Annotated in this window: 28 protein-coding genes; 5 read left to right on the forward strand and 23 right to left on the reverse strand. The window is 62.8% G+C overall.

Annotation, left to right across the window (positions count from 1 at the left end):
* Nucleotides 1–55 precede the first annotated feature (55 nt).
* The 4 genes from ptsP to P0D84_RS18360 all read right to left on the reverse strand — a co-directional run bounded on the left by ptsP (nt 56) and on the right by P0D84_RS18360 (nt 5,604).
* On the reverse strand, nt 56–2,620 hold the full coding sequence (ptsP, locus tag P0D84_RS18345) for a phosphoenolpyruvate--protein phosphotransferase (protein ID WP_408338641.1): 2,565 nt from the start codon (nt 2,618–2,620) through the stop codon (nt 56–58).
* A 38-nt stretch (nt 2,621–2,658) separates the two neighbouring features.
* Nucleotides 2,659–3,666, reverse strand: coding sequence for an SIS domain-containing protein (locus P0D84_RS18350; RefSeq protein ID WP_408339890.1), 1,008 nt, complete (start codon nt 3,664–3,666; stop codon nt 2,659–2,661).
* Nucleotides 3,659–4,762 (reverse strand): N-acetylglucosamine-6-phosphate deacetylase, encoded by a 1,104-nt coding sequence (gene nagA / locus P0D84_RS18355; protein WP_408338643.1) that lies wholly within the window; start codon nt 4,760–4,762, stop codon nt 3,659–3,661. Before nagA ends, P0D84_RS18350 begins: the two co-directional genes overlap by 8 nt.
* Nucleotides 4,763–4,869: 107 nt before the next feature.
* Entirely contained in the window at nt 4,870–5,604 is a 735-nt protein-coding gene (locus tag P0D84_RS18360) for a GntR family transcriptional regulator (RefSeq protein WP_408338645.1), read from the reverse strand.
* Between the two features lie 371 nt (nt 5,605–5,975).
* On the opposite strand from P0D84_RS18360, the gene P0D84_RS18365 reads away from it, so the two are divergent.
* Nucleotides 5,976–6,905 carry a GNAT family N-acetyltransferase gene (locus tag P0D84_RS18365; RefSeq protein WP_408338647.1) on the forward strand — a complete coding sequence of 310 codons (930 nt, stop codon included), beginning with the start codon at nt 5,976–5,978 and terminating at the stop codon, nt 6,903–6,905.
* A gap of 87 nt (nt 6,906–6,992) precedes the next feature.
* Here P0D84_RS18365 and P0D84_RS18370 read toward each other — a convergent pair whose 3' ends face one another.
* From P0D84_RS18370 to P0D84_RS18395, 6 genes are all read right to left on the reverse strand, one after another.
* Entirely contained in the window at nt 6,993–7,805 is an 813-nt protein-coding gene (locus P0D84_RS18370) for a MetQ/NlpA family ABC transporter substrate-binding protein (protein ID WP_408338649.1), read from the reverse strand.
* Between the two features lie 280 nt (nt 7,806–8,085).
* On the reverse strand, nt 8,086–8,715 hold the full coding sequence (locus P0D84_RS18375) for an SCO family protein (RefSeq protein ID WP_408338651.1): 630 nt from the start codon (nt 8,713–8,715) through the stop codon (nt 8,086–8,088).
* Between the two features lie 5 nt (nt 8,716–8,720).
* On the reverse strand, nt 8,721–9,626 hold the full coding sequence (gene cyoE, locus P0D84_RS18380) for a heme o synthase (protein WP_408338653.1): 906 nt from the start codon (nt 9,624–9,626) through the stop codon (nt 8,721–8,723).
* A gap of 6 nt (nt 9,627–9,632) precedes the next feature.
* Nucleotides 9,633–10,742: a COX15/CtaA family protein gene (locus P0D84_RS18385; protein WP_408338655.1), complete on the reverse strand. Its 1,110-nt coding sequence runs from the start codon at nt 10,740–10,742 to the stop codon at nt 9,633–9,635.
* A 22-nt stretch (nt 10,743–10,764) separates the two neighbouring features.
* Nucleotides 10,765–11,427: an SCO family protein gene (locus tag P0D84_RS18390; RefSeq protein ID WP_408338657.1), complete on the reverse strand. Its 663-nt coding sequence runs from the start codon at nt 11,425–11,427 to the stop codon at nt 10,765–10,767.
* Between the two features lie 72 nt (nt 11,428–11,499).
* Nucleotides 11,500–12,216, reverse strand: coding sequence for an SURF1 family protein (locus P0D84_RS18395; protein ID WP_408338659.1), 717 nt, complete (start codon nt 12,214–12,216; stop codon nt 11,500–11,502).
* Between the two features lie 114 nt (nt 12,217–12,330).
* On the opposite strand from P0D84_RS18395, the gene P0D84_RS18400 reads away from it, so the two are divergent.
* Complete coding sequence (locus P0D84_RS18400) at nt 12,331–12,540, forward strand: twin transmembrane helix small protein (protein ID WP_007179452.1); 210 nt, start codon at nt 12,331–12,333, stop codon at nt 12,538–12,540.
* Nucleotides 12,541–12,718: 178 nt separating this feature from the next.
* On the opposite strand, the gene P0D84_RS18405 is transcribed toward P0D84_RS18400, so the two are convergent.
* The 8 genes from P0D84_RS18405 to P0D84_RS18440 all read right to left on the reverse strand — a co-directional run bounded on the left by P0D84_RS18405 (nt 12,719) and on the right by P0D84_RS18440 (nt 19,976).
* The gene (locus P0D84_RS18405; RefSeq protein ID WP_408338661.1) at nt 12,719–13,576 is read right to left on the reverse strand and encodes a cytochrome c oxidase subunit 3; all 858 of its coding nucleotides are present in this window, start codon (nt 13,574–13,576) and stop codon (nt 12,719–12,721) included.
* A 133-nt stretch (nt 13,577–13,709) separates the two neighbouring features.
* Nucleotides 13,710–13,919, reverse strand: a complete 210-nt coding sequence (locus P0D84_RS18410) for a DUF2970 domain-containing protein (RefSeq protein ID WP_408338663.1) — start codon at nt 13,917–13,919, stop codon at nt 13,710–13,712.
* A gap of 34 nt (nt 13,920–13,953) precedes the next feature.
* Nucleotides 13,954–14,568: a cytochrome c oxidase assembly protein gene (locus P0D84_RS18415; protein ID WP_408338665.1), complete on the reverse strand. Its 615-nt coding sequence runs from the start codon at nt 14,566–14,568 to the stop codon at nt 13,954–13,956.
* Nucleotides 14,569–14,610: 42 nt separating this feature from the next.
* Entirely contained in the window at nt 14,611–14,745 is a 135-nt protein-coding gene (locus P0D84_RS18420) for a cytochrome oxidase small assembly protein (protein ID WP_211607278.1), read from the reverse strand.
* A 117-nt stretch (nt 14,746–14,862) separates the two neighbouring features.
* Nucleotides 14,863–16,476, reverse strand: coding sequence for a cytochrome c oxidase subunit I (ctaD, locus tag P0D84_RS18425; protein ID WP_408338667.1), 1,614 nt, complete (start codon nt 16,474–16,476; stop codon nt 14,863–14,865).
* A gap of 44 nt (nt 16,477–16,520) precedes the next feature.
* Nucleotides 16,521–18,158, reverse strand: a complete 1,638-nt coding sequence (gene coxB, locus P0D84_RS18430; protein WP_408338669.1) for a cytochrome c oxidase subunit II — start codon at nt 18,156–18,158, stop codon at nt 16,521–16,523.
* A 77-nt stretch (nt 18,159–18,235) separates the two neighbouring features.
* Entirely contained in the window at nt 18,236–18,709 is a 474-nt protein-coding gene (locus P0D84_RS18435) for a DUF2244 domain-containing protein (protein ID WP_408338671.1), read from the reverse strand.
* 301 nt (nt 18,710–19,010) lie between these two features.
* Nucleotides 19,011–19,976, reverse strand: coding sequence for a methyltransferase domain-containing protein (locus P0D84_RS18440; RefSeq protein WP_408338673.1), 966 nt, complete (start codon nt 19,974–19,976; stop codon nt 19,011–19,013).
* Nucleotides 19,977–20,060: 84 nt separating this feature from the next.
* Here P0D84_RS18440 and P0D84_RS18445 point away from each other — a divergent pair, with 84 nt between their 5' ends.
* Together P0D84_RS18445 and trmL are read left to right on the forward strand one after the other, a co-directional pair.
* Nucleotides 20,061–20,870: a ComF family protein gene (locus P0D84_RS18445; RefSeq protein WP_408338675.1), complete on the forward strand. Its 810-nt coding sequence runs from the start codon at nt 20,061–20,063 to the stop codon at nt 20,868–20,870.
* A gap of 18 nt (nt 20,871–20,888) precedes the next feature.
* The gene (gene trmL, locus P0D84_RS18450) at nt 20,889–21,359 is read left to right on the forward strand and encodes a tRNA (uridine(34)/cytosine(34)/5-carboxymethylaminomethyluridine(34)-2'-O)-methyltransferase TrmL (RefSeq protein WP_154564601.1); all 471 of its coding nucleotides are present in this window, start codon (nt 20,889–20,891) and stop codon (nt 21,357–21,359) included.
* Here trmL and P0D84_RS18455 read toward each other — a convergent pair.
* The 5 genes from P0D84_RS18455 to P0D84_RS18475 all read right to left on the reverse strand — a co-directional run bounded on the left by P0D84_RS18455 (nt 21,332) and on the right by P0D84_RS18475 (nt 24,305).
* Nucleotides 21,332–21,880, reverse strand: a complete 549-nt coding sequence (locus P0D84_RS18455; protein WP_408338677.1) for an O-acetyl-ADP-ribose deacetylase — start codon at nt 21,878–21,880, stop codon at nt 21,332–21,334. The genes trmL and P0D84_RS18455 overlap by 28 nt on opposite strands.
* A 97-nt stretch (nt 21,881–21,977) precedes the next feature.
* Nucleotides 21,978–22,976, reverse strand: coding sequence for an NAD(P)H-dependent glycerol-3-phosphate dehydrogenase (locus P0D84_RS18460; RefSeq protein ID WP_408338679.1), 999 nt, complete (start codon nt 22,974–22,976; stop codon nt 21,978–21,980).
* Nucleotides 22,977–22,997: 21 nt separating this feature from the next.
* Nucleotides 22,998–23,468, reverse strand: coding sequence for a protein-export chaperone SecB (gene secB / locus P0D84_RS18465; protein ID WP_054035743.1), 471 nt, complete (start codon nt 23,466–23,468; stop codon nt 22,998–23,000).
* 151 nt (nt 23,469–23,619) lie between these two features.
* Complete coding sequence (grxC, locus tag P0D84_RS18470) at nt 23,620–23,883, reverse strand: glutaredoxin 3 (RefSeq protein ID WP_007179466.1); 264 nt, start codon at nt 23,881–23,883, stop codon at nt 23,620–23,622.
* Nucleotides 23,880–24,305 (reverse strand): rhodanese-like domain-containing protein, encoded by a 426-nt coding sequence (locus P0D84_RS18475; protein WP_011486658.1) that lies wholly within the window; start codon nt 24,303–24,305, stop codon nt 23,880–23,882. Before P0D84_RS18475 ends, grxC begins: the two co-directional genes overlap by 4 nt.
* A gap of 137 nt (nt 24,306–24,442) precedes the next feature.
* Here P0D84_RS18475 and gpmA point away from each other — a divergent pair, with 137 nt between their 5' ends.
* Nucleotides 24,443–25,189, forward strand: coding sequence for a 2,3-diphosphoglycerate-dependent phosphoglycerate mutase (gpmA, locus tag P0D84_RS18480; RefSeq protein ID WP_408338682.1), 747 nt, complete (start codon nt 24,443–24,445; stop codon nt 25,187–25,189).
* The last annotated feature ends 253 nt before the right edge of the window (nt 25,190–25,442 follow it).

Consider the following 25,442-nt stretch of genomic DNA (forward strand, 5'->3'; position numbering starts at 1 on the left):
AGTTTTATCGCTATACGTAGTAATTGAGCGAAGCTGGTTGCGGACCGTGTGGGGTTCAGTCCAAAGGCCAGGTTTCGCGGCTTGCTGCTCTTACCGCCTGTGCCGATTCGAGCGCCAGGGCGTCCTGAGCGCGTTGACGGCACAGCTGATAATCGAGGTTGCGCACTCGCGCCTTGATGCCCGGCACCGACACCGGATCCACCGAGAGCTCGGTCACGCCAAGGCCGACGAGCAGCGGCACGGCCAGCGGATCACCCGCCAGTGCACCGCATACGCCGACCCATTTGCCATGCTTGTCCGCGCCTTGCACCGTCGCTGCGATCAGGCGCAGCACTGCGGGATGCAAGCCGTCCGCTTGCGCCGCGAGGTCGGCCTGGCAACGGTCCATGGCGAGCGTGTATTGCGTCAGATCGTTCGTGCCGATCGAGAGGAAATCCGCGTGTTGTGACAGCTGATCGGCGAGCAACGCGGCCGACGGCACTTCGATCATCACACCGACTTCGATCGGCTCGGTACGACCCGATTGGCGGGCGAATTCGTCGATGCGTTTGCGGATGCGGATCAATTCGCCGACGTCCGTGACCATCGGCAGCAGGATGCGTACGGCGCCGAGCGGCTGTACCGCCAGCAGGCCGCGCAACTGATCGTCGAGCAGATCCGGGCGCACTTGTGCGAGGCGGATGCCGCGCAGGCCGAGCGCCGGATTCGGTTCGGGCGGCAGCGTCAGGTAATCGACTTCCTTGTCCGCGCCGACGTCCAGCGTGCGAATGATCGCGGTGCGGCCGCTCAATGCATCGACGATGGCCTGATAGCTCTGCCGATGCTCGTCGATGGTCGGCGCCGCGGCTCGGTGGATAAACAGCAGTTCGGTGCGCAACAGGCCGACGGAATCGGCGCCGTTGTCGACCGCGGTTTTGGCGTCGTCGAGCGTGGCGATGTTCGCGGCGACTTCGATCGCGCGGCCATCGGACGTCACTGCCGCCTGTTGCGACGTGCGGCGGTTCGCTTCACGCACGCCGGCCAGGCGGCTGCGCTCCACGCGCGCACGTTCGACATCGAGCTCGGTGGGCGCGAATTCGAGGCGGCCGGTGGTGGCGTTCACCACCACTTGCGTGCCTTCGGGGATCGCGTGCAAGGCATCACCGACTGCCACCAGCGCCGGAATACCGGCCTGGCGCGCGAGAATCGCCGCATGCGAAGTCGCACCGCCACGCGCCATCACGAGTGCAGTGACGCGCGAGCGATCCAGTGACGACAAGTCCGACGGCGTGAACTCCTCCGCCGCCAACACGGCTTCTTCCGGCAGCGTGCGCGCCGCGGCATTCGTATAGCCGAGCGCACGCAATACGCGCTTTTCGATGTCGCGCAGATCGGCGGCACGTTCGGCGAGCAACGCGTCTTCGATATTCGTCAGGATGGCGATCTGTGCGCGAATCGCTTCGCGCCACGCAAACCCGGCGCTCTTGCCGAGGCTGATCAGATCGCGCGCGGCGTCGACCAGCGTCGGGTCTTCGAGCAATACGCGATGCACAGCGAAGATGCCCGCCTCGCCCACTGCGCCGCGTTGCGACGCATCGCGTACGGTCGTGCCGAGGTCCGCGTCGACAGTGGCAATCGCCTTGTCGAGCAGACGGCTTTCCGCTGCCGACGTGCCATTCGCCTTTTCCGGCGGATCGATGTCCGCATCGTCCCAGCGCACCAGCTTGCCGACCGCGACGCCCGGCGACGCGCAGACACCCGCCAGCGTATTCGGCGCGAGCGTTTCACCTGCCGGCCGCGCAACCACTTGCGGCGCCGGCGAGCTTTGGCGCGCCGGCTTTTCTTCGACTTCGCCGTGCGCTTCGCGCGTCAATTCATGAGCGATCGCTTCGATCGCGGCCCTGGCTTGCGGACCGACGCCAAGCAGCTCGACAGTCGCGCCAACACCCGCGCCGAGACCGAGCAAACCAACCACGCTCTCGATCGCTGCCTTGCGACCTTCGTAACGCACCTCGACTCGCGCATCGAAACCACGCGCCGCTTCGCGAGCGCGCGCCGCCGGCCGCGCATGCAAACCGCCTGCGTGGACCAGCGTGACTTGCTGCCGGGCTTCTTCGGTCACGTTGGTGGCACTGGCCTGGCGCGACGCGTGCGCCGCCTCGCCGCCGCGAGCGCGCAGCACCAGCAACGGCGTTTCGCCTGCCTTCAGCATGCCGTCCTGCACACGCTCGACAATCTCGAACGCATCCGAATTGGCAATCGCGATCACCGAAACGAGACTCGGCGCGTTCAGCGCGACCTGGTCCTGATCGAACTCGATCAGCACGTCGCCGGCACGCACATGGGCGCCTTGCGCGACCATCGGCGCAAAGCCCTTGCCGTTCAGCTCGACGGTATCGATGCCGATGTGCAGCAGAATCTCCACACCTTCGGCCGTCGCGAGCGTGACCGCGTGACCGGTGCGCGCGAGATGGGTGATGGTGCCGTCGCACGGCGCGACGAGGCGCCCCTCGAGTGGATCGATGCCGATGCCGTCGCCGAACATGCCGCCCGAAAACACAGGGTCGGGCACGTTCGCCAGCGGCACGACCGGTCCGGTCATGGGCGCGAGCAAAACAATATGGCCTTCAGAATGGCTCATCAAGCGGGACTCCTCGACACGTCGCATCTGATTTCTCGTCAGTGAGTTTCGGTGACTTTGTTGAGATGGCGTGGCGCGTCAGGATTGCGCCCGCGCGCGGCGGCAAGGCCGGCGGCCATCACGTAAAAGGACAGGATCGCGGCGATCGGATCGAGCGCCGCATGAGCGGTGGTGGCGAGCGGCAGCGTCGCTTCCGGCACATCAGCGGGTGCGGCGAGCAGCACGCGGGCGCCGCGCGCCTGCATGTCGCGCGCGAGTTGCAGCAAGCCGGCCTGCTCCGGGCCGCGCGGTGCGAAGACCAGCAGCGGATAGTCGCGGTCGATCAGCTCCATCGGACCGTGCCGCACTTCCGCGCTCGAAAACGCTTCGGCCTGGATGCCGGAGGTTTCCTTCAATTTCAGCGCGGCTTCCTGCGCGATCGCAAGACCCAGACCGCGGCCGATCACGATCATGCGCTCGATGCCACGCAGTTCATCCACCGCTTTCGACCAGTCGAGCTTGCCTGCGGCTTGCAGCGCGCCGGGCAGCGTGTTCAACGCGCCGAGCAGCGCATCGTCTTTCTGCCAATGTGCGACCAGTTGCGCGGAAATCGACAACATCGCGATGTAGCTCTTGGTGGCCGCGACGCTCAGTTCCGGACCGGCCATGAGCGGCAGATGAAATTCGCAAGCGTCGGCCAGCGGCGAGTTGGGCGCATTTACTGCGGCCACTGTCAATGCGCCGGCCTTGCGCAACGCTTCCATCGTGCCGACCAGATCCGGGCTCTTACCCGATTGCGAGAACGCCAGCGCGAGCTGACCGCGCACCTGCAACGGCGCCTGTTGCAACGTCGCGACCGACATCGGCAGCGAGGCGACCGGCACACCGAGGCGGCTCATCGTCAGGCTTGCGAAGTAACTCGCTGCATGGTCCGAGCTGCCGCGCGCGACGGTCAGCGCGACATGGCGCGGCTGCTCGGCGAGCTTCGCCGCGAGGGCCTCGACGCGCGACGTATCCGTGAGTTGCGCGGCGACCGTTTCAGCGGACGCTAGCGCCTCTTTAAGCATATTCGACAATTGATTCTCCTTCGACGTAAGTCGCGGTCAACGCCAGTTCACGATCGAACACGACGACATCGGCCCACGCGCCGCGCGCGATGCGGCCGCGGTCTTCGATGCCGAGGTAGTCGGCGGCGTAGCGCGACAAACGGTTTGAAACATCGGCGATCGGCAAGCCGATCGAGACGAGATTGCGCAGCGCCTGATCCATCGTCAGGGTGCTGCCGGCGAGCGTGCCGTCAGCGAGACGCACGCCGCCGAGGCACTTCGTCACGTGTTGGCTGCCGAGGCGGTACTCGCCGTCGGGCATGCCGGTGGCCGAAGTGCTGTCCGTGACCACGTAGAGACGCGGAATCGCGCGCAACGCGGCGCGGATCGCACCCGGATGAACGTGCAGCAAGTCGGGGATGATTTCGGCGAATTCGGCGTGCGCGAGCGCGGCGCCCACGAGACCAGGATTGCGGTGATGCAATGGCGACATCGCGTTGAACAGATGTGTGAAGCCGCAAGCGCCGTGCTTGAGCGCGGCAACGGCGTCGTCGTAGGTGCCGAGCGAATGGCCGAGCTGCACGCGCACGCCGCGCGCCGCCATCTCGGAGATGATCTCCATGTGGCCGGCAATTTCCGGCGCCAGCGTAACTACACGAATCGGCGCGATCGACAGATACTTCAGCACTTCGTCCATCACCGCCGAGACGGCGGCGTCCGGCTGCGCGCCAAGCTTGCCGGGATTGATGTACGGACCTTCCAGATGGACGCCGAGCACGCGCGCACCGCCTGGCGTGCGAACCCGCGCGTTGTTGCCCAGACCCGCGACAACGCTCATCAGCTCGTCACGCGGCGCGGTCATCGTGGTGGCGAGCAGGCTGGTCGTACCGTAACGCGCATGCGTACGGGTGATGGTTTCGATCGCGTCGCTGCCTTCCATCACGTCGGAGCCGCCACCGCCATGCACGTGCAGATCGATGAAGCCGGGCAGAATGTACGGCGCGTCATTCTTCGCCGGATCGGCGCGCTCGCCGGTCAGCGCCGTGATGCGGCCGTTTTCGTATTGGAGCGTGCCGTGAATCCACCCATCGGTGGTGAGTATGTTTCCGGTCAGCATGATTCTCTCTGGTGAGGCGTAATGCAGGGTGTGACTGAATCGCGTTCGATGACGCCGCATGCGGGCGGGCCACGCGGCCCGCTCAGTGCGCAAATCAGGTGCGCCAGTCAGGTACGCAATTCAGCGACAAAGTCGTAGTAATCGTCGCGGCAATAGGTGTCGGTCAGTTCGATCGCTCGCTGGTCCGCGCTATAACCGATACGGGTAATGACCAGCAACGCCGAGCGCGGTTCGATATCCATCAGCGAGGCAATCTCGCTCGAAGCGTTGACCGCGCGAAAGTGCTGCAAGGCGCGCACGACGGCGGCGCCGCGTTGTTCGAGATAGCTGTAAAGCGATACGCCGATGGCCTGTGGATCAGGGACGATCGCCGCCGGCAGCGCCGAATGCTCGACCGCCATCACAATGCCGTCCGCGCGCCGCAGGCGCCGCAGACTCGCCACCGCCGCGCCGGGCGACAGGCCGAGGTGCACCAGCTCATCACGGTTGGCGGCGCGGATATCGCGCTCGAGCCACACCGAATCCGGCCGGAACCCGCGTTGCTGCATCTTCTTCGTGAAACCGGTGAGCCGCGACAAAGGGTCTTCGACACGCGGCGTAATGAAGCTGCCCGCGCCCCGCGCCCGCCGGATCAGGCCTTGCTCGACCAGCAGCGCGATCGCCTTGCGCGCGGTGATGCGGGACACGCCGATCGCATCCGAGAGCGTGCGCTCCGACGGCAGCGCTTCACCCGCCGACCACACGCCACAGTGGATCGCCGTCGCCAGATTGCGCGCGAGCTGCAGATAGAGCGGCGTGACGTTGCGCGCGTCAGGCATCAGTGCGGACCAGCGAGTTTCCATGGGGCTCCGGCGGTCGTCTTGAGAAGTGCGGCCTACGAAAATGAGAGCCCATTATATAACCAACATAATACCAGTCAATCGACTGGTCTCATGCTGGTATGGGTCCGCCGAAAGCCTTGCTGGACAGGCTTCACAGCGTGATTTAGGGGTGCCGGACGGTGGGTTTCGGCGATCGGGATTTACCCCTATGCGGCATACTGGCTGCCGTTTGCCCGGTGCACATTGGCCCTCATTTGGAGGATCGGCACGTGGGAACGATACCTTTTTGATACCAGTTTGACCCGCCCTGCGGTTGCGTGGCTTTTTTAATAAGATGCCTTCCAATATAGTGTTGGGCAGCAAACCAAAAAAATTCCCCCGGGGAGCAGCATTTGACAGAATCCGAGGCGCTACGGCGCGCTCAGGCCGTCCGCCATTTCAACCGCTTCTATACCCAGCACATCGGCGCACTGCACGAGCATTTGACAAAGAGCGCCTTTTCGCTGACGGAAGTGCGCGTACTGCACGAGCTGTCCCTCGGACGCGCGCAGACCGCCTCGGGGCTCGGGCGCAACCTCGGCCTCGACAGTGGCTATCTCAGCCGCCTTCTGACCAGCTTCGAACGACGCAACCTGATTACGCGACACCCGTCCGACTCGGACGCGCGCCAGTCGCTGATCGCCTTCACCGACGAGGGTCACGCGGCCTACGCACCGCTCGATACGGCCGCGATCGAAGAAGTATCGGCGCTGCTGAAGGGCCTCACGGTGCTCTCCCAGGACCAGTTGATCACGGCAATGAAGGTGATCGAGCGGCTGCTCGACGGCAAGCCGCAGCACGAACTCGTGATCCTTCGGCAACCGCGGGCCGGTGAATGCGGCTGGCTCGTACATCGACAGGCGCAGTGGTTCGCCGCGCAATACGGCTGGGATCAATCGTTCGAGGGCTTGCTCGCGCGCATCGTCGCCGATTACTCGCAACGCAGCGATCCGGTGCGCGAGATGTGCTGGGTCGCCGATCAGGAAGGCATGGTGGTCGGCTCGGTGTGCATCGTCGGGGTATCGACGACGGTGGCGGGCGTACGGCTGTTGTGGGTCGAGCCGGACGTGCAGCGTCTTGGTATCGGCACGCAATTGATGAGCGAATGCGTGCGCTTCGCCAGACGCGCGGGATACACCACGCTCACACTCACCACGGCCAGCACGCTTGAAGAGCCGCGACGGCTGTGCGAACGAACTGGCTTCAGGCTCGCCTCCGCGACGGCAGCGCGGCGCTTCGGCAAGGATCTGACGATCGAGCGATGGGAGTTGGCGTTGGTTTAGCGATAGCGAAGCCGCGCTGCTTGAAAAAAACGCCACGGTTTGTCGCCGTGGCGTTTTTTATTTTGCGGCCGGCCCAGACGTGGCCGCTTAGAACGACGGCACCACCGAACCCTTGAACTGCGTCTTGATGAACTGGCGCACGTCTTCCGACTGATACGCCGCAACCAGCTTCTTGACCCACGGCTTGTCCTTGTCCTGCGTGCGCACGGCGATCAGGTTCGCGTACGGGCTGTGGATGTCCTCGAGCGCGATCGCGTCTCTGGTCGGCTGCAGACCAGCGGCCAGCGCGAAGTTCGTGTTGATCGCGGCAGCGTCGACATCCGACAGCGAGCGCGGCAGTTGCGCTGCGTCGAGCTCGACCAGTTTGATCTTCTTCGGATTCCCGGCGACGTCGAGCGGCGTGGCGTTGTTGCCGTTCGTGCCCGCGCCGGCCTTCAGCTTGATCACGCCTTGCGCCTGCAACAGCAGCAGCGCGCGGTTCTCGTTCGACGGATCGTTCGGCACCGCGATCTTCGCGCCTTGCGCCAGATCCTTCAGCGACTTCAGTTTCTTCGAATAGATGCCGAGCGGCGAGATGTACGTCAGGCCTGCATTGACGATCTTGTAGCCACGTTGCTTGACCTGGCTGTCGAGGTACGGCTGGTGCTGGAAGCTGTTGGCGTCCAGATCGCCGGCGTCGAGCGCGGCATTCGGCTGCACGTAGTCGTTGAATTCGACCACCTTCACATTCAAGCCCTCACGCTTCGCCACTTTCGTGACGACTTCCCAGATTTGCGCGTCCGGACCGCCGATGGTGCCGACCTTGATGACCTTGTTGTCGGCGTGGGCGCCGAAGCTGGTGACGATCGCCGCGCTGGCGACCACTGCCGAGAGGGCTTTGAGGATGTTTCTGCGCTGCATGTAATTCTCGCTTTCTCTGATCGGTGTCAGATTCGGGTGGAAGCCGGCGGCGTGCATCTTGTGAATGTGCCGCCAACTGGACCGCAAATGGTCTCATATGCCCGGCGAGATGGGAAATATCACGATCGCATATGGATATGCCCCAAGGCGACGCGGCTAGCGCCGGGAATGAATTTGCCGATGCTGGCTTGGGGAATACAGCGAGGGAAATTGAATACGGGCACGCAGCAGATGTGCGCGCCCGCCTGTGTCAATGCATCAATGCATCAACATCAATACATCAATCGAGCAGCAGCTTGAAATCGTGCACCCACGGCGTGGCGCCCTGGCCGTCGCGCGCGAACAAACGCAGCTTGCCGTCTGTGTCGAACACATAGCTCGCCGCCGTGTGGTCCATCGTGTAGCTATCGGGCGTCTTGCCTGGCACTTTCGCGTAATAGACGCGGAAGTCTTTCGTGATTTTCGTGAGTTGCGCCTGATCGGCCGGACGCAAGCCGACGAATGTCGGGTTGAACGCCGGCGCGTATTGCGCGAGCAAAGCCGGCGTGTCGCGGTCGGGATCGACGGTGACGAACAGCACCTGCACACGCTTCGCGTCTTCCGGGCCGAGTTGCTGGAGCGCTTGCGAAAGCTCGGCCATCGTGGTCGGGCACACGTCCGGGCAGTGCGTGTAGCCGAAGAACAGGACCACCACCTTGCCCTTGTAATCCGCCAACGTGCGAATCTTGCCCGACGTGTCGGGCAGCGAAAAGTCGCTGCCGAATTGCGTGTTGCCGGTGATGTCGAGATTCGTGAACGCCGGCGGCTGCTTGCCGCAGCCCGCCACCAGTAACGCGCCACCAAGTGCACAGGCAATCACGGCGACACGCGCGGCGGCACGCGCCGTGCGCACAAAGCGTTGTGTAAGCATGGGTGTTACGCGCCGATCACGACGCGCGCATAGTGGTCGATCAACAGCGCGGCGAACAGCAGCGACAGATAAACGATCGAGTAACGGAAGGTCTTACGCGCCAGGTCGTCGGAATATTCGCGATAGATCTTCCACGCATACGCGAGGAACACCGCACCGAGCAACACAGCCGCCGCGAGGTACACCACACCGCTCATACCGGAGATGAACGGCATCATGGTGACCACGAACAGGATCACGGTGTACAGCAGAATATGCAGGCGCGTGTACTTTTCGCCGTGCGTATTCGGCAGCATTGGCAGACCGGCGTTTTCGTAGTCTTTGCGGCGATACAGTGCGAGCGCCCAGAAATGCGGCGGCGTCCACACGAAAATAATCAGCACGAGAATCCACGCGTCGCCCGGCACGTGACCGGTGACGGCGGCCCAACCGAGCGCCGGCGGCATCGCGCCCGACGCCCCGCCGATCACGATGTTCTGCGGCGTGGCCGGTTTGAGCAGCAACGTGTAGATGACCGCATAGCCGACGAAGGTGGCGAGCGTGAGCCACATGGTCAGCGGATTGGCGAACGTGTAGAGCGTCCACATGCCAAGGCCGCCGAGCACGGCCGAAAACAGCAGGATTTGCGGGGTAGTGATTTCGCCGCGCGCGGAGGGCCGCCACGAGGTGCGACGCATCTTCGCGTCGATTTTCTGTTCCATCAGGCAATTGATGGCGAACGCCGCACCGGCCAGCAGCCAGATGCCGACCGTGCCGCCGATCAGGACGGTCCACGGCACCATGCCGGGCGTCGACAGAAACATGCCGATGACTGCGCAGAACACAGCGAGCTGCGTGACGCGCGGCTTCGTCAGAGCGATGTACTGGGAGACCCGGCTACCGGGTGTTTGGGAGAGAGTTGTGCTGTCCATGTGGGGTCACGCTGGCGCGGCATCGCGCGCAGGCAACACGGCGCGGCCGGGACGGCTATAAGCGATCCGAAAGTTTAACATAACGAGCAGAAGCAGCAGGATCGCGGCCCCCCCGTTATGCGCGACGGCAATGGGCAACGGCCATTGCAGGACGATGTTCGACAGGCCGGTGATGAACTGGATCAGCACCACCAGCAACACGCCGTTGGCCGGACGCCGCAGCGACTCAAATCGGCGCAGTTTCAGCGCGAACCATACCAGATAGGCGACCACCACGATCGCGAACGTGCGATGTGTCCAGTGGATCGCGACCAGCGCATCTTGTGTGATCATCTCGCCGTCACCGGTCATGCCCAGGGCGCGCCACAGGTGGAAGCCGTGGGCGAAGTCCATCGGCGGGACCCATTGGCCGTTGCAGGTCGGGAAGTCCGTGCAGGCGAGCACCGCGTAATTGGTGCTGACCCAACCACCCAAGGCGATCTGCGCGACCAGCAGCACCAACCCGGCGATTGCCGCCGCCCGCCAGCGCGCGGCTTCGGGCTCATAAGCCGGCAACGGCGTTTGACGCGCAGCCAGCCAGCCGAGCGTGCCGAGCAACGTGAGGCCGAGCAGCAAATGCGTCGTGACGATGATCGGCTGCAGCTTCATCGTCACGGTCCAGGCGCCGAACGCGCCCTGCACGAGAATCAGCAGCAGCAGCGAAGTCGGCCACCACGGCGACACATGCAGCGGACGACGCTTGATACGAGCCGTCCACGCAATCAAGGTCTGCGCAATGATCAGCACGCCGATCGCCATCGCGAAGTAACGGTGGATCATCTCGATCCAGGCTTTGGTCATGCTGACCGGGCCGGTGGGCATCAATTGATGCGCGGCGGTAATCGCGGCGTGCGCGATGAACGGCGACGACGTGCCATAGCAACCGGGCCAGTCCGGGCAGCCGAGACCGGAATCGGTGAGACGCGTAAAGCCGCCGAACATCACCAGGTCCAGCGTCAGGAAGGTGGTGAGCCACACCAGCTTGCGGAATTTGTTGTCGTCAGCCTTGACCCACACATAGGACAACGGCAACAACGCGAAACACAAGCCGATCAGGGCTAGTTCCAGTACGAACATCTTTCTTACCCTTGTTGCGACATCAGCCGATGCTCGACCATTTGAGCAGCTTGGTCACGTCGCCCTTGATCTTGCTCGGGTTTGGGTTTTTCGGGAAACGCATCATCAGATTGCCGTTCGGATCGACCATGTAGATGTGGTCGATAAGTTGAGTGCCGGTGTCGGTCGGCAGCCATGCGGACACCTGCGCCGGGTCGGCGATCAGCATGTTGGTGTCGGGGTAGGCCTTTTGTATCACGTCGGACACGTTGCCTGCATCGGTGCGCAGCCATACTTCTACGACGCGTTCGCGTTCCGGGCCCTGAGCTGCGCGGATTTGCCGCATGAAGTACAGCTTGGTGACGCAGGCTTTGTCGCACGCGCTGTTGTCGACGGAGATCATCAGCCAGCGGCCGCGCAGCGACGCGAGCTTGAGCGGCTTGCCATCTTCACCCGTGACGACGAGCGAATCGGGAATCGGCCGCTGTGGTTGGACCAGCGTGCCGTAGCTCGTGCTGCCGCCGGTCGGCTTGACCACGTAATAGACGAAATACGACACGACGATCGGCGCAGCGCAGATCACCGCCAGCAACAGCAGCATCCAACGGCCGCGCTGCCACGATCCCTGGCCATTGGGTTGCCCTGGCATCACTTTCGGCGTTGCGGGTTTGCCGGCTTGCGGCGAACGGGGAGATTGCGTCGACACTACAGGACCTCTTTCAAGAATTGCGCGGCTTCGAGGCCCTTGTTCGGGGTACGAGAAACCGCAGGCGATGCGTTACACGCCTGGGGCGTGCTCTTTCTTCGCGGCGCGGCGCGCGGCGTACAAACCGAAGGCGAGGGCCGCGGCCGCCATGCCCCACCACTGGAACATGTAGCCATAGTTGCGTTCGACGCCGCTCGTCGGTGCCGGCCAGTCACGCACCAGCTTGTCGCCGTCATCGCTCAATTGCTGGATCACGAACGATTGCAACGGCAGCCCGGTTTCCGCGGCGTAAGCCGCCGTGTCCAGATTCTGGCGAATCCTCTGATGCGCGGCCGATCCGCCCTGCCCCAACTCAAAAGCACGCGAGGCATCGGCACGCGCGATGCCCTCGATTTCGATCTCGCCTTGAGGCGTCGCGTATGGCGCAATCGTCTCGCGATTGTTCATGTTGCGCGGCAACCAGCCGCGATTGACCAGCACATAACCACCGTCGGCCAGTTTAAAAGGCATCACGACGTAAAAGCCCGGCTGGTCGTTATACGGGCGATTATCCAGATAGACAACCTTGTCCGCGACGAAACTGCCGCGCGCCTTCACGCGATGGAATTCGATGTCTTTCAGTTCGACCGGCGTGGCGCTCACAGGCTGCGCGGGCGCGTCTTCGAACTGTGTAATTTGCGCTTCGAGCGCTTCCTTCTGATGGGCGCGGTCGCGCTGCCAGAAACCGAGCCGCACGGTCACCGCAATCACCAGCAAAATCAGCAGCGCGGGAATAAGGCGGAACTTCATCGAACACGCTCCGCCCGCACCGCTTGCGACGGCGCCTGGAACCCACGGCATGCGCCAGCGCGCGGTGCGATAATAAATGTCTTGCCTCTGCGCTTTCTGGTTTCAGTTGATTCCATGCACATTCTCGTTCCCATCGCCTTCGTCCTGATCATCGCCAGCATGGTGTCGGCGCTGTACTTCATGATGCATGACAAGGGCAAAACCAAGCGGATGGTCTGGTCGCTCGCCACGCGGGTGGGCTTGTCGATCTCGCTGTTCCTGTTCATCCTGTTCGCTCACTGGATGGGTTGGATTCAGTCGACCGGTATTCCTTACGGGCGTTGAGCTCGGCGGAAAAAACTTCACCTCGGCGATCACTTCGCCAAACAAAACGCCGCCCTGACAGGGTCGAGGGCGGCGCTGCATAACTTGCGTACTGCTCGTGCGCCGCGCCCATGACGGGCGATGCGCCAACGGCCTGCACACATTCCGGAAACCGGCGGTGGGCGCAGGCCAGACTGCGTTACAGCCAGTACACGACGACGTACAGCCCAAGCCACACGACGTCCACGAAGTGCCAGTACCAGGCAGCGCCTTCGAATGCAAAGTGATGCTCCGCCGTGAAGTGGCCGCGGATCATCCGCACCAGTACCACAGCCAGCATCGTGCCGCCGAGGAACACGTGGAAACCGTGGAAACCCGTTAGCAGGAAGAACGTTGAACCGTACACACCCGAGGACAGCGTCAGGTTCAGTTCGTTATACGCGTGGAAATACTCGAAGCCTTGCAGGAACAGGAAGCAGACGCCGAGCACCAGCGTCGCCGCCAGCCAGATGATCGCCTTCCTGCGATGATCCTCACGCAGCGCGTGGTGCGAAACCGTCAACGTAGCGCCCGAGGACAGCAGCAACGCCGTGTTGATAGTCGGCACCGGCCACGGCTGCATCGACTTGAAGGTCGAGACCAGCGCTGCCGGACCGTTGTTCGGCCATACCGCCGAGAAATCCGGCCAGATCAGTTTGTAGTCGAGACTGCCGAGTTGATGCAGCGCGATTTCGCGTGCATAGAACAGCGCGCCGAAGAAGGCACCGAAGAACATCACTTCGGAGAAGATGAACCAGCTCATGCTCCAGCGGTACGACTTGTCGACGTTCTTGCCGTACATGCCGCCTTCGGATTCTGCAATCGCGTCGCCGAACCAGTGCCACAACGTGTAGAGCAGCCACAGCAAACCGGCGACGACGCCGATCGGCGCCAGTTCATGGTCGTTGATCCAGGCCGCAAGCGATCCGAGCATGACCAGCAACCCGGTAGCGGCGCTGATCGGATGCCGCGACGGATGCGGTACGAAATAGTACGGGCTCTCGTTTTGACCGCTCATTCTTGATTCTCCACTTCAGTCCAGTTGTTCCGGAATCTCCGGCTGTATCTTCGGCGGCGCGTCGATACCGCACCGCTTCACTCTAATTCGTGGGCTCTGCTTCGCCCTGTACGCCGCGCATGCCTGAGGCGTCTCAGCCCACCACCGCGCGCACGATCAGGATCAGCACGCCGATGAAAATTGCCGCGCTGATCAACGCCGCTGCAATCACATGCAGCGGGTTCAACTGCACAGCGTCCGCTTCCAGATCACGACGCTTACGCACCCCGAAGAACGACCAGAACACGGCTTTCATCGACTGGCCGAAACTGCTCTTGCGCGGACTGCCGCCGTTATTGCTCATCTTTTTCGTCGTCCTTCGCCTGCGGCAAACGCCGTCAGGCGGGATTGGCGCTGCTTGCCGCCGTATTGACCGTGGGTGCGGCGCTCCCGGCCGTCGCCGCTGCCGGCGTATTCAACTCAAAGAACGTGTACGACAAGGTGATCGTTTTCACATCCTTCGGCAACTTCGGGTCAACCACGAACACCACCGGCAGCCGCTTCGTCTGGTTCGCCGTCAAAGTCTGCTGCGTAAAGCAAAAACATTCGATCTTCTTGAAGTACTCGGTTGCCTGCTTCGGCGCGTAGCTTGGAATGGCTTGCGCCTGAATCGTGCGCGCCTGTTCGTTGCTGACCTCGTACATCACCGTCGTCACTTCGCCCGGATGCACGTCGAGACTGCGTTGCTCCGGCTTGAAACCCAGCGGGCCGCGCGCGTTCGCATCGAATTCGATCGAAATCGTGCGACTCATGTCGACCTGCGTATTCTTCGCTTCGCGCACCGTGGCATCACGCTGCACGAGGTTGTTGATGCCGGTGACTTCGCAGATCGCGCGGTACATCGGTATCAGTGCAAAACCAAACCCGAACATCATCAACGCGACGATGAACAGCTTGATCAGCATCGAACGGTTAAAGGAGCGGTCGGCCTGAGCCGGCGGTTGCGTCGACATCTCAATCCTCAACATTCCTGCACACAGACTCGAACTACCGCGTCAGGTGAACCACTTCTGATGAATGATGACGCTCGCAAAAAAGGCCGCGGCGATGACAAACATCACAATACCGATCCGCCGGTTGCCCGCGCGAACCTGCTCGGGCGTACGTCTTTCTTGAGGATTGCGCGTCATGCTCGACTTTCTGAATACTTTTCGTGACTACGGGTGCTGCCACGACTTTCGTTCCTGCCCGCTCCGGCAGCCAGTTGCTGCGCCACTACCGGAGTCGGCAAGCTCACCGAATGCCGATTACTCGACGGTCGGCGGGTTTTCGAACGTGTGGAACGGAGCCGGGCTCGGCACGGTCCATTCGAGGCCCGTTGCGCCGTCCCACGGCTTGTCGCCAGCCTTTTCGAGTTCGCCGCCGCCGCGGTAAGCCGGCAATGCAACCGCGAACAGGAAGTAGACCTGTGCCAGGCCGAAGCCGAAGGCACCGATCGAGATGACCTGGTTCCAGTCGGTGAACTGTGCCGGGTAGTCGGCATAACGACGCGGCATACCTGCGAGGCCAACGAAGTGCATCGGCAGGAACGCGAGGTTGAAGAAGAACATCGACGCCCAGAAGTGGATCTTGCCGCGCGTTTCGTTGTACATCCAGCCGGTCCACTTCGGCGCCCAGTAGTACCACCCGGAGAACAGCGCGAAGAGCGAACCCGCCACCAGCACGTAGTGGAAGTGAGCCACCACGAAATAAGTACCGTGATACTGGATGTCGAGCGGCGCCATGGCGAGCATCAGGCCCGACAGACCGCCGAACGTGAACACCAGCAGGAAGCCGACCGCGAACAGCATCGGCGTTTCGAAGGTCAGCGAACCGCGCCACATCGTGGCGACCCAGTTGAACACCTTCACGCCCGTCGGCACGGCGATCAGCATCGTCGCGTACATGAAGAACAGCTGGCCTGTCACCGGCATGCCGGTCGCGAACATGTGGTGCGCCCAGACCATGAACGACAGAATCGCGATCGACGACGTTGCGTACACCATCGAGCTATAGCCGAACAGCGGCTTGCGCGAAAACGCCGGGATCACCTGCGACACGATCCCGAACGCCGGCAAGATCATGATGTACACCTCGGGGTGCCCGAAGAACCAGAAAATGTGCTGGTACATCACCGGGTCGCCGCCGCCGGCCGCGTTGAAGAACGACGTGCCGAAGTGGCGATCGAACAGCACCATGGTGATCGCGCCGGCTAGAACCGGCATCACGGCGATCAGCAGGTACGCGGTGATCAGCCACGTCCAGACGAACATCGGCATCTTCATCAGCGTGAGGCCAGGTGCGCGCATGTTCAGGATCGTCACAACGATGTTGATCCCGCCCATGATCGACGAAGCACCCATCAGGTGGATCGCGAAAATCGCGAAGTCCATGCCCGGGCCCATCTGCGTCGACAACGGTGCGTACAGCGTCCAGCCCGCGGCGGTCGCGCCGCCCGGTGCGAAGAACGAACCGACCAGCAACACCGCGGCCACCGGCAGCAGCCAGAAGCTGAAGTTGTTCATCCGCGCGAAAGCCATGTCCGATGCGCCGATCTGCAGCGGCACCATCCAGTTCGCGAAGCCGACGAAGGCCGGCATGATCGCGCCGAACACCATGATCAGGCCGTGCATGGTGGTCAACTGGTTGAAGAACTCGGGGCGCATGATCTGCAGACCCGGCTCGAACAGTTCGGCACGGATCATCAGCGCCATCACGCCCCCGGAGAGGAACATGGTGAACGAGAAGATCAGGTACAGCGTACCGATGTCCTTGTGATTGGTTGCGAACAGCCAACGACGCCAGCCATGCGGCGTTTCGTGGGCATGGTCGCCGTGCACGTGCTCGTGGCCTGCGGTTACATCGTGTCCGATGCTAGACATGACAATCTCCTAATGCGAATACTGCGCTGCTGACCATGAACACGTCAGGCGGCCGGGCTGATCTGAACACGCCGTGCTTCTTTCGCGTCGCTGCCGCCCGTGATCGTTTCCGGCTTCTTTAAAATAATATGGTCTTCGGCGATGCCGGCTGCTTTCAGCGCGTCGCGCACGGCTTCGGCGCGCGTCTTCGCGAGCTTCGCGTTGACTTCGGCAGAACCGGTGGCGTCGGTGAAGCCCGACAGCGTGAACCTGGCGTCCGGATGCGCTTTCGCGTAGGCCGCGGCCGCGTCGATCGCCGCTTTTGCGTCGGCCGGCAGCGTGCTCTTGCCAGTGTCGAAGTAGATGCTTGCCGGCAGTGCTGCCTGCGATGCTGCCGCGCTGTCCGAACCACCCGCGGCCGCTTCCGCGCCCGAGGCGCCCGAAGCCGCCGCTGCGCCCGAAGCCGCTTGCGCGCCGCTGGCCGCCGCGCCCGCGTCGGCCAGATGGTTGCCGCCTTCCGGCAGCTTGCCGTTACGCGCCGCCAGCACTTGCGTCGGCTGGAGAATGTCGCCGGTGTGATTGCCCCACGAGTTACGCTCGTACGTGATGACCGAAGCGATTTCGACGTCGTTCAGCGTCGGCGCCCACGAAGGCATTGCGTTCTTGCCCTTCAGCACCAGACTCACGTGCTCCGCGATCGGACCGTTGGCGATCTTGCTGCCGTCGAGCGCCGGGAATGCGCCCGCGCCCTTGCCGGTCGGCTGGTGGCAGACCGCGCAGTTCGACGCGTACACCTTGCCGCCGCGCTCCATCAACTCGGCCATCGTGTAGGTCTTGTTCGGATCGTCCTGGCCTGCAGCCATTTTCTTTTTCTGCGTATCGACCCACTTCGCATAGTCGTCTGCCGACAGCACTTCGACCACCACCGGCATGAACGCGTGTTCCTTGCCGCACAGTTCGGTACAGAAGCCGCGGAACGTGCCGATCTTGTCAGCCTTGAACCACGTGTCGCGCACGAAACCCGGAATCGCATCCTGCTTCACGCCGAAAGCCGGCACGTACCAGGAGTGAACCACGTCGTTCGCCGTGGTGATGATGCGGATTTTCTTGTCGACCGGGACGACCAGCGGATTGTCGACTTCCTGCAGATACGTGGTGGAAATCGGCTGACGGCCATCGGTTTCCGCACGCGGCGTAGCCAGCGTGGACAGGAAGTTGATGCCTTCGCCCGGACCTTTCACGTAGTCGTAGCCCCACTTCCACTGGTAGCCCGTGACCTTGATGGTGAGGTCGGCGTTCGTGGTGTCCTTCATCGCGACGACGGTCTTGGTGGCCGGGAGCGCCATCAGCACGACGATGACGAACGGCACGATCGTCCAGATGATTTCGACGGTGGTGCTTTCGTGGAAATTCGAAGCCTTGTGACCTTTCGATTTGCGGTGCGCAAAGATCGAATAGAACATCACGCCGAACACGCCGACGAAGATCACCAGGCAAAGAACCAGCATGAACATGTGGAGGCTGAAGAGCTCCTCAGCGATTTTTGTCGCAGGCGGCTGGAGATTGATCTCGTTGACGGCAGGGCCGCCCGGAACATCGCCCACTGCCAGGGCCGCACCGGCGAAAAGCAGTCCGCTCGTCGCCAGCACGCCCATGAGGGCTCGCTTGATTGTTTTCATAGCTTCCTTACCCAAATTTTCCATTCAAACCCTCGACCCCGCTGGCAGGCTGTCTCGTGCCCCCGTGAACGCCGCGCGTCTTCACACGTCAGCTGCGCCCGCTAGCAACGTGTGAGCCACAAACGCAGTTCGCCTGCGAACTGCGCGCGCCGATACTGCGCGAGATGCTGCCCTATCATGATCGTCTGACCGCGCGAGACCAGTTTGATCTGGTCACGCGGCGTTGCGCCCGGCTCGATCCGCACCCAGCGCGGATTGAATTCGAACTGCGTGAGCCGCTCAGCGCTGACCTGCTCGATCACGAGGCGGTTCTGAAACAGCCGGACGCGCTCGTAATCGACAGCATGACGCGCATATATGGCAAACGCGATGCCCACCGCCAGCAATTCGATACCCGTGAACGGTAACACCAGCCAGGCGCCGACCAGAACCAGCATGAAAGCAATTGCCAACGAGAACATCGCAAGCGATACGTAGAAACAGACAAACTGCCGCGGCGAAATCGAACAGTTGCGTTTCATCGTCCAGTCTTTGAGAACTGGTTCTGAATCCGCGAGCAGATCTGATGCCTCCATCGCTGTCTCCTGCCGACCGTCACCGATCGCCGCCCGCGGCCATTGTTCGCGACCGCTGAAACGGCCACTCAAGCGCCGCCGCGTCACTTCATGTTGTAGCCTGTGCCTCGGGCCTGCCGCCCCAAAAGTGGGAACTCTGGGCGACAAACTGACGCATTATAGGCGCGATCCATAGCATCCACAAGCAAGCCTCAATCGGCTCACAAGCCAGGCGCGACAAGCCTTCGCGCCGTTTTGAGGCAGCTTTTGCGCGCCTTTTGAAGCGGTAATTTCAGACATAACAGATGTCCTCTTTACCGCTTCATCGATTCCTCGACGAACCTCGTCCGATATCCTCGAGCCGCACGATTCCATGCCCTTCGGCCGTGGTGCGCGGCACGGCTTTCCACGCGTGGCCGTAGATCACTTCGAAGGTCAGCGCAATCGTGCCGTCGGCGCGCCGGCGGGCTTCGAGCGCGGCCAGCAAAGCCTTGTGCAGTCTGCGCACGACGGCATTCGAGGCGGCCTCGCGCTCGAACGGATAAGCGCCCCAGCGGCGCACGTCGGCGAGCAGCGACTCGGGCGACTTATAGGTAATAGTGAGGGTTTCCTGGTCCATCACGGGAATCTCGAAGCCGCTCTCGACCAGCATATCCCCCAAGTCATGCATGTCGACAAAGTCGATCACATGCTTGCGCGAAGGAACGCCGTGCGCGGCCTCGACTTCGGCGTAGGCGCCGCGCAATTCCTTCAGCGAATCGGGACCGAGCGTGCTGAACATCAGCAGGCCGCTCACTTTCAGCACGCGTTGCCACTCAGGAAACACGAGATCGGGCCGTGAGTGCCAGTGCAGGGCGAGATTGGACCAGATGAATTCGAAGGCGCCGGCCGCGAACGGAAGTGCCGAGAAATCGGCCTGGGCGAAACGCGGACCGCGGGCGCCGAGCGCCTTGCCGAGCGTGGCAGGCAGAAAGCGCCGCCAGCTGGTGTCGCCGGAATCGTGACGCAGCGCGCGGCTGAGCATGCCATGCGACAGGTCCGTGCCGAACACCGGCGCCTCGGGAAAGCGTTCACGCAATGCAGGGATGTCTTCGCCCGCGCCGCAACCGGCGTCGAGCACGCTTGCCGGTGTGACCTTGATGTAGTCGAGGCGCTCGCGCATGCGCTGCGCGATTTCGCGCGGCAGGAATGCGACGGTGTCGAAGGTCGCCGCGCGGCGGTCGAAAATCTGCCTGAGGCGCCGGGAATCATAGGCCGGACGGCCAGGTTGAGACGAAGTTGAGGGCATGGGTGTCGTGCTGGCGTGGAGCACGAAGTATACTCGCTCGCTTCCTTCCCTTCAGCGTGAAAGGTCTTCGCGGGCAGTCCGATCATGCCATTCCGAAAAAATTCTTCGCCTCCCGGCCGCCCGACGGCACGACTAGTGCATTTCGGTCTTGCGCGCTTCGCACGCGGCTTTCATTCAGCTTGGCCGCATGTACTGCATGCCGCGCTGCCGAACCTGTGCGCACTATGCGGCAATTTGTCGCATAAGACGCTGTGCACCGGTTGTGATGAGGCGTACTGGAACGAAGGCCGGTTGCGTTGCACGGTATGCGCGGTTCCTCTGTCCAGAACCCGCTGGGCGAGTCAGGTGCAATATCGCTGCGCGGATTGCATCGGCGAGCCGCCGCCGTTCGAGGCGACCTTTGCCCTTGCCGACTACCGCCAGCCGCTCGACGCCTTGGCGCTCGGCCTGAAATTCCGCGCCCGGCTGATGCTGGCGCGCGAGTTTGCACGACGCCTTGCGCGTCTCGCGAAGGACTCCTGGGTGGATGCATGCGACAAACCCGACGTGCTCGCGCCAGTGCCGCTGGCCAATAAACGCCTTACCGAGCGCGGCTACAACCAGGCCTGGCAGATTGCCAGGCCGTTGGCACGCGCGTTGAATGTGCGCAGCGACGCCACCTTGCTGCATCGTGTGATCCACACCGCGCCGCAATCGCGGCTCGACCTGGACGCGCGCCGCTTGAACGTGGGCCGCGCCTTCCGGGTCGTGAAACCGGTGCAAGGTCTGCACGTCGGCATCGTCGACGATGTGATGACGACCGGTGCGACGCTCGAAGCGCTGGCGCGCACACTCAAAGCTGCCGGTGCCCGGCGCGTCACCAACTTTATCGCGCTGCGCACACCGAAAAACTAGTCTCCACCTGAAGCCATCATGTTCAATGTCGTTCTCGTCGAACCGGAAATCCCGCCGAACACCGGCAACGTCATCCGCCTGTGCGCCAACACTGGCGCGCGGCTGCATCTGATCGAGCCGCTCGGCTTTCCGCTCGACGACGCCAAGCTGCGCCGCGCCGGTCTCGACTATCACGAGTATGCGCAAATGAACGTGCATGCCGATTGGGCAGCATTCGTCGCCAAGGAAGCGCCCGATCCAGCGCGCATGTTCGCCTTCACCACCCGCGGTTCGGGCCGGTTTCACGAGCATGCGTTTCAATCCGGCGACTGGTTCGTGTTCGGCGCGGAAACCCGCGGCCTGCCTGACACGGTGCTCGATCAATTCGCCAATGAACAACGCGTGCGTCTGCCGATGCGGCCGGGCAACCGCAGCCTGAATCTCTCCAATACGGTCGCCGTGGTGGTGTTCGAAGCGTGGCGTCAGACCGGCTTCGATGGCGGCGCCTGACGGTGTTTCAGCTCGGCTTCGTAGCGCGCGAGCATGGCGTCGTCGAAACAGGCGAACACTACGCGCTCGATCTTCGGGGTGCGCGGCAAAGTTTCGAGCACCGTGCCCACGGCGATCTGCACAGCTTCATTGGCAGGAAAATGGTAGACGCCGCAACTAATCGCGGGAAACGCAACGCTTGTGCAATGCGCTTGATGCGCGACCTCGAGCGAGCGCTGATAGCACGAGGCAAGCAGGTCCGCCTCGCCGCGCGCACCACCTTGCCAAACCGGGCCGACCGCATGGATCACGTGTTTGGCCGGCAATTGGTAGCCGCGGGTGATTTTCGCATCGCCTGTCGCGCAGCCGCCGAGCGTCTCGCACTCACGCACCAACTCCTTGCCGGCCGCGCGGTGAATCGCGCCATCCACACCGCCTCCGCCTAGCAACGAAGTATTCGCGGCATTGACGATCGCATCCACGGCGAGCGTCGTGATGTCGACCACGCGCGCTTCTAGCGTGCAGTTGTTGAAACTGAGCATGGGAAACCTCGATGATCCGACGCCTCGATAAAACGTGGACAGCGATCGTAGGCAGCCGTTCAGCGCTTTTTCGCGCTAAACGGCTGAAAGACAAGACTCATTCAGCTTTCGAATCGCGCCGCAGCAAGGCGCTGACGGCGTCGCGCGGCGCCACGCCGTCGAACAGCACGGCACAGACCGCCTGCGTGATCGGCATTTCGATCGCATGGGCGCGAGCAATCGCCAGTACGGCTTGTGCACAACGCACGCCTTCGGCCACGTGACCGAGACCGCCGAGAATATCGTCGAGCGTACGGCCCGCCGCGAGCTGCACGCCGACCGTGCGATTGCGTGACAGATCGCCCGTGGCGGTCAGGATCAGATCGCCGAGGCCGGTCAAACCGGTGAACGTCTCCGCCCGTCCGCCGAGCGTCACGCCGAGGCGCGACATTTCGGCCAGACCGCGCGTGATCAGCGCCGCGCGCGCGTTGAGACCAAGGCCGAGACCGTCGGCGATACCTGTGGCAATCGCCAGCACGTTCTTCACCGCGCCGCCCACTTCCACGCCGACGATGTCGTCGCCGGTATAAATGCGCATGGCGCCATGATGGAACGCGGCAACCGTGCGCTCACGGCACGTTGATGACGTACTCGCGATCGTCAGCGCGACCGGCAAGCCCTGCCCGACTTCGCGCGCGAAGCTTGGGCCCGATAGCACACCATTGCTGCCATGCCCTGGCAATTCAGCCGCGACCACCTGATGCGGCAACAACTGCGAGTCGGCTTCGAAACCCTTGCACAACCACACCACATGCGCCGGTACTTTGCCCGCGTCGCGCATTGCCCGGAACAAACCCCGCAGACCGGCGACGGGCGTCGCCACGACGCATAGCGCGTCGTCGGCGAGCCCGTGCTCGAGCGCGGCATTCAGATCGGTTTCGTAGCGAAGCGCCTCAGGCAAAACGACGCCCGCCAGATAGCGGGCGTTTTCGCGCGAAGCGCAGAGATCGGCGATGAGCGCGGGTTCGCGCGCCCACAGCACCGTGTCGTGCCGCGCGGCCAGATGGCCGGCGAGGGCTGTGCCCCATGCACCGGCGCCGAGGACGGCAACCTTCATAGCCGGCACCGAACGGACGCGTTAATGCGTGACGCCGTTTTGCGCCGCGCCTTCCTGGCCGCCCATTTGCGCGAGACGTTGCTCGTACAGCGCCTGGAAGTTGATCTCGGCGAGGTGGATCGGCGGGAAGCCTGCGCGGGTGATCGCGTCGGCGATGTTCGAGCGCAGGTACGGGAACAGGATCGTCGGGCAGGCAATGCCGACCAGCGGATCGATCTGCTCAGCCGGAATGTTGCGGATATCGAAAATGCCGGCTTGCTTGGCTTCGATCAGGAACGCAACCTTGTCCGACACCTTGGCCGTCACGGTGCCCGTGACGAGGATTTCGAACACGGTGTCGGCAAGGCGCTCGGCCTTCACGTCGACTTCGACTTCGACCGAGGGCATTTCCTGCTCGAGGAAGATGCCCGGCGAATTCGGCTGCTCGAGCGACATGTCCTTCAGGTAGATGCGCTGGATGTTGAAGAACGGCTGGTTATTCTCGTCGGACATGATTGAGTGATTCCCTGATAGGTATGCATGGCGGCGGCCCATGGCTTCACGGGCCGCCAGATCGTTGCGACACACCGCCCGCCCTGACAAGGCGAGTGCGCGCCGGCTTGTATGTCGTCCGCCTCGTTCACGCGCCGTCTGGCGCGCGCATTCAGGCAGTTGCTTCGAGCAGAGGCATCAAACCGCCCGCGCGGTCGAGCGCGGACAGGTCATCGTACCCGCCGACATGCGTCTCGCCGATGAACACCTGCGGCACCGTGCGGCGGCCGGTCCGTGTCATCATTTCTTCACGACGGGCCGGGTCTTTGTCGATCAGTACCTTTTCAACATGCTCGACGCCGCGCGACTTTAAAAGACGTTCGGCCATCTGGCAATACGGGCACACCTGGGTGCTGTACATGATCACTTTGTTCACTTGGCAACTCCTTGTTTCACAACCGGCATACCGGCTTTCTGCCAGGCGTCGACACCGCCTTCGAGAACGTGGACTTCGGCATACCCTGCATCTTGCACGATACGCGCAGCCTTGTTCGACTGCTGGCCGGTCTGGCATACCAGCAGCACCGGGTTGGTCTTGTTCTTCACGAGTTGCGCGACTTTCGCCTGCAACTCTGCAAATTCAAGGTGCCGTGCCGCGGGCAGATGACCCTTGGCAAAGTCGGCGGACGGACGCAGATCGATGACCGCCGCATTGCGCCGGTTGATCAATTGCGTGGCTTCAGCGGCCGACAGGCCGCCGCGGCCGCGCCGGCTGATCGTCGGCCACAGCAGCAACCCACCGGAGATGAGGACGATAGCGATCAGTACAAGGTTTGTGTAATCAGTGAAAAACTTCACGGAAAATCCGCCGAAAAAGAGAGAAATCGAAAAGGGCAATCCGCCCATTATAAAATAACCGTCTGACGCGATGGCGGCGCTCCTCTAAAGGACCCCCGCAGCGCTTTACCGCTTCCTTACTACCGACCGGCAATCTCATGTACAAACTCGTTCTCATCCGCCACGGCGAATCGACGTGGAACAAGGAAAACCGCTTCACGGGCTGGGTCGACGTCGACCTGACCGAGCAAGGCAATCGTGAAGCGCAACAGGCGGGCGTGCTGCTGAAGGAATCGGGCTACACGTTCGATATCGCCTACACCTCGGTGCTCAAGCGCGCGATCCGCACCTTGTGGCACGTTCAGGACCAGATGGACCAGATGTATATCCCGGTGGTGCACTCGTGGCGCCTCAACGAACGCCACTATGGCGCGCTGTCGGGCCTGAACAAGGCGGAAACCGCCGCCAAGTTCGGTGACGAACAGGTGCTGGTCTGGCGCCGCAGCTACGACACGCCGCCGCCGGCGCTCGATCCGTCGGACGAACGCGCGCCCTACAACGATCCGCGCTATGCCAAGGTGCCGCGTCAACAGCTGCCGCTCACCGAGTGCCTGAAAGACACGGTCGCGCGCGTTCTGCCTTTGTGGAACGAGTCGATTGCACCCGCCATCAAGTCGGGCCGCAAGATCGTGATCGCCGCGCACGGCAACTCGATCCGCGCCATGGTGAAGTACCTCGACAATATTTCGGACGACGACATCGTCGGCCTGAATATTCCGAACGGCGTCCCGCTCGTCTATGAACTGGACGAAAACCTTAAGCCGATCAAGCACTACTATCTCGGCGACCAGGAAGCGATCGCGAAAGCGCAAGCCGCTGTTGCCAGGCAAGGCAAGGCGGGCTGATCTGCCATCTTGCCGCCATGCTGCCGTCAGAAATGCGGCGCAATGGCGGCTAAACGAGCCGCGCCGACCGGCAAGACATACGGTTGGCGCGGTCTGCATCCCCGATGCGTGCCTTTCTGGCCGCCATCCGACTGTTACCGCACATTACTTCACCCGCGCAGCGCCGATCCTACGAACCAGGCCCGGCGTGTGCTGTCGAATCACGATTGTCTGCGCCGCGCCCTGACAGGGCGGCTGCAGTTATACTTGTCCG

This window comes from Paraburkholderia sp. RL17-337-BIB-A (assembly GCF_046025895.1).
Taxonomy (GTDB): domain Bacteria; phylum Pseudomonadota; class Gammaproteobacteria; order Burkholderiales; family Burkholderiaceae; genus Paraburkholderia; species Paraburkholderia fungorum_C.

Bases quoted from the DNA above. Each gene is read 5' to 3' on its own strand.
- trmL (WP_154564601.1), top strand. From the start codon at position 20,889: ATGTTCAATGTCGTTCTCGTCGAACCGGAAATCCCGCCGAACACCGGC.
- ptsP (WP_408338641.1), bottom strand. From the start codon at position 2,620: ATGAGCCATTCTGAAGGCCATATTGTTTTGCTCGCGCCCATGACCGGA.
- P0D84_RS18405 (WP_408338661.1), bottom strand. From the start codon at position 13,576: ATGAGCGGTCAAAACGAGAGCCCGTACTATTTCGTACCGCATCCGTCG.
- P0D84_RS18445 (WP_408338675.1), top strand. From the start codon at position 20,061: ATGCCATTCCGAAAAAATTCTTCGCCTCCCGGCCGCCCGACGGCACGA.
- P0D84_RS18415 (WP_408338665.1), bottom strand. From the start codon at position 14,568: ATGTCGACGCAACCGCCGGCTCAGGCCGACCGCTCCTTTAACCGTTCG.
- P0D84_RS18455 (WP_408338677.1), bottom strand. From the start codon at position 21,880: ATGCTCAGTTTCAACAACTGCACGCTAGAAGCGCGCGTGGTCGACATC.
- P0D84_RS18435 (WP_408338671.1), bottom strand. From the start codon at position 18,709: ATGGAGGCATCAGATCTGCTCGCGGATTCAGAACCAGTTCTCAAAGAC.
- cyoE (WP_408338653.1), bottom strand. From the start codon at position 9,626: ATGGACAGCACAACTCTCTCCCAAACACCCGGTAGCCGGGTCTCCCAG.
- secB (WP_054035743.1), bottom strand. From the start codon at position 23,468: ATGTCCGACGAGAATAACCAGCCGTTCTTCAACATCCAGCGCATCTAC.
- nagA (WP_408338643.1), bottom strand. From the start codon at position 4,762: ATGCTGACCGGAAACATACTCACCACCGATGGGTGGATTCACGGCACG.
- P0D84_RS18360 (WP_408338645.1), bottom strand. From the start codon at position 5,604: ATGGAAACTCGCTGGTCCGCACTGATGCCTGACGCGCGCAACGTCACG.
- P0D84_RS18385 (WP_408338655.1), bottom strand. From the start codon at position 10,742: ATGTTCGTACTGGAACTAGCCCTGATCGGCTTGTGTTTCGCGTTGTTG.
- P0D84_RS18350 (WP_408339890.1), bottom strand. From the start codon at position 3,666: ATGCTTAAAGAGGCGCTAGCGTCCGCTGAAACGGTCGCCGCGCAACTC.
- P0D84_RS18400 (WP_007179452.1), top strand. From the start codon at position 12,331: ATGCACATTCTCGTTCCCATCGCCTTCGTCCTGATCATCGCCAGCATG.
- ctaD (WP_408338667.1), bottom strand. From the start codon at position 16,476: ATGTCTAGCATCGGACACGATGTAACCGCAGGCCACGAGCACGTGCAC.
- P0D84_RS18375 (WP_408338651.1), bottom strand. From the start codon at position 8,715: ATGCTTACACAACGCTTTGTGCGCACGGCGCGTGCCGCCGCGCGTGTC.
- gpmA (WP_408338682.1), top strand. From the start codon at position 24,443: ATGTACAAACTCGTTCTCATCCGCCACGGCGAATCGACGTGGAACAAG.
- P0D84_RS18420 (WP_211607278.1), bottom strand. From the start codon at position 14,745: ATGACGCGCAATCCTCAAGAAAGACGTACGCCCGAGCAGGTTCGCGCG.
- coxB (WP_408338669.1), bottom strand. From the start codon at position 18,158: ATGGAAAATTTGGGTAAGGAAGCTATGAAAACAATCAAGCGAGCCCTC.
- P0D84_RS18460 (WP_408338679.1), bottom strand. From the start codon at position 22,976: ATGAAGGTTGCCGTCCTCGGCGCCGGTGCATGGGGCACAGCCCTCGCC.
- P0D84_RS18395 (WP_408338659.1), bottom strand. From the start codon at position 12,216: ATGAAGTTCCGCCTTATTCCCGCGCTGCTGATTTTGCTGGTGATTGCG.
- P0D84_RS18410 (WP_408338663.1), bottom strand. From the start codon at position 13,919: ATGAGCAATAACGGCGGCAGTCCGCGCAAGAGCAGTTTCGGCCAGTCG.
- P0D84_RS18440 (WP_408338673.1), bottom strand. From the start codon at position 19,976: ATGCCCTCAACTTCGTCTCAACCTGGCCGTCCGGCCTATGATTCCCGG.
- P0D84_RS18370 (WP_408338649.1), bottom strand. From the start codon at position 7,805: ATGCAGCGCAGAAACATCCTCAAAGCCCTCTCGGCAGTGGTCGCCAGC.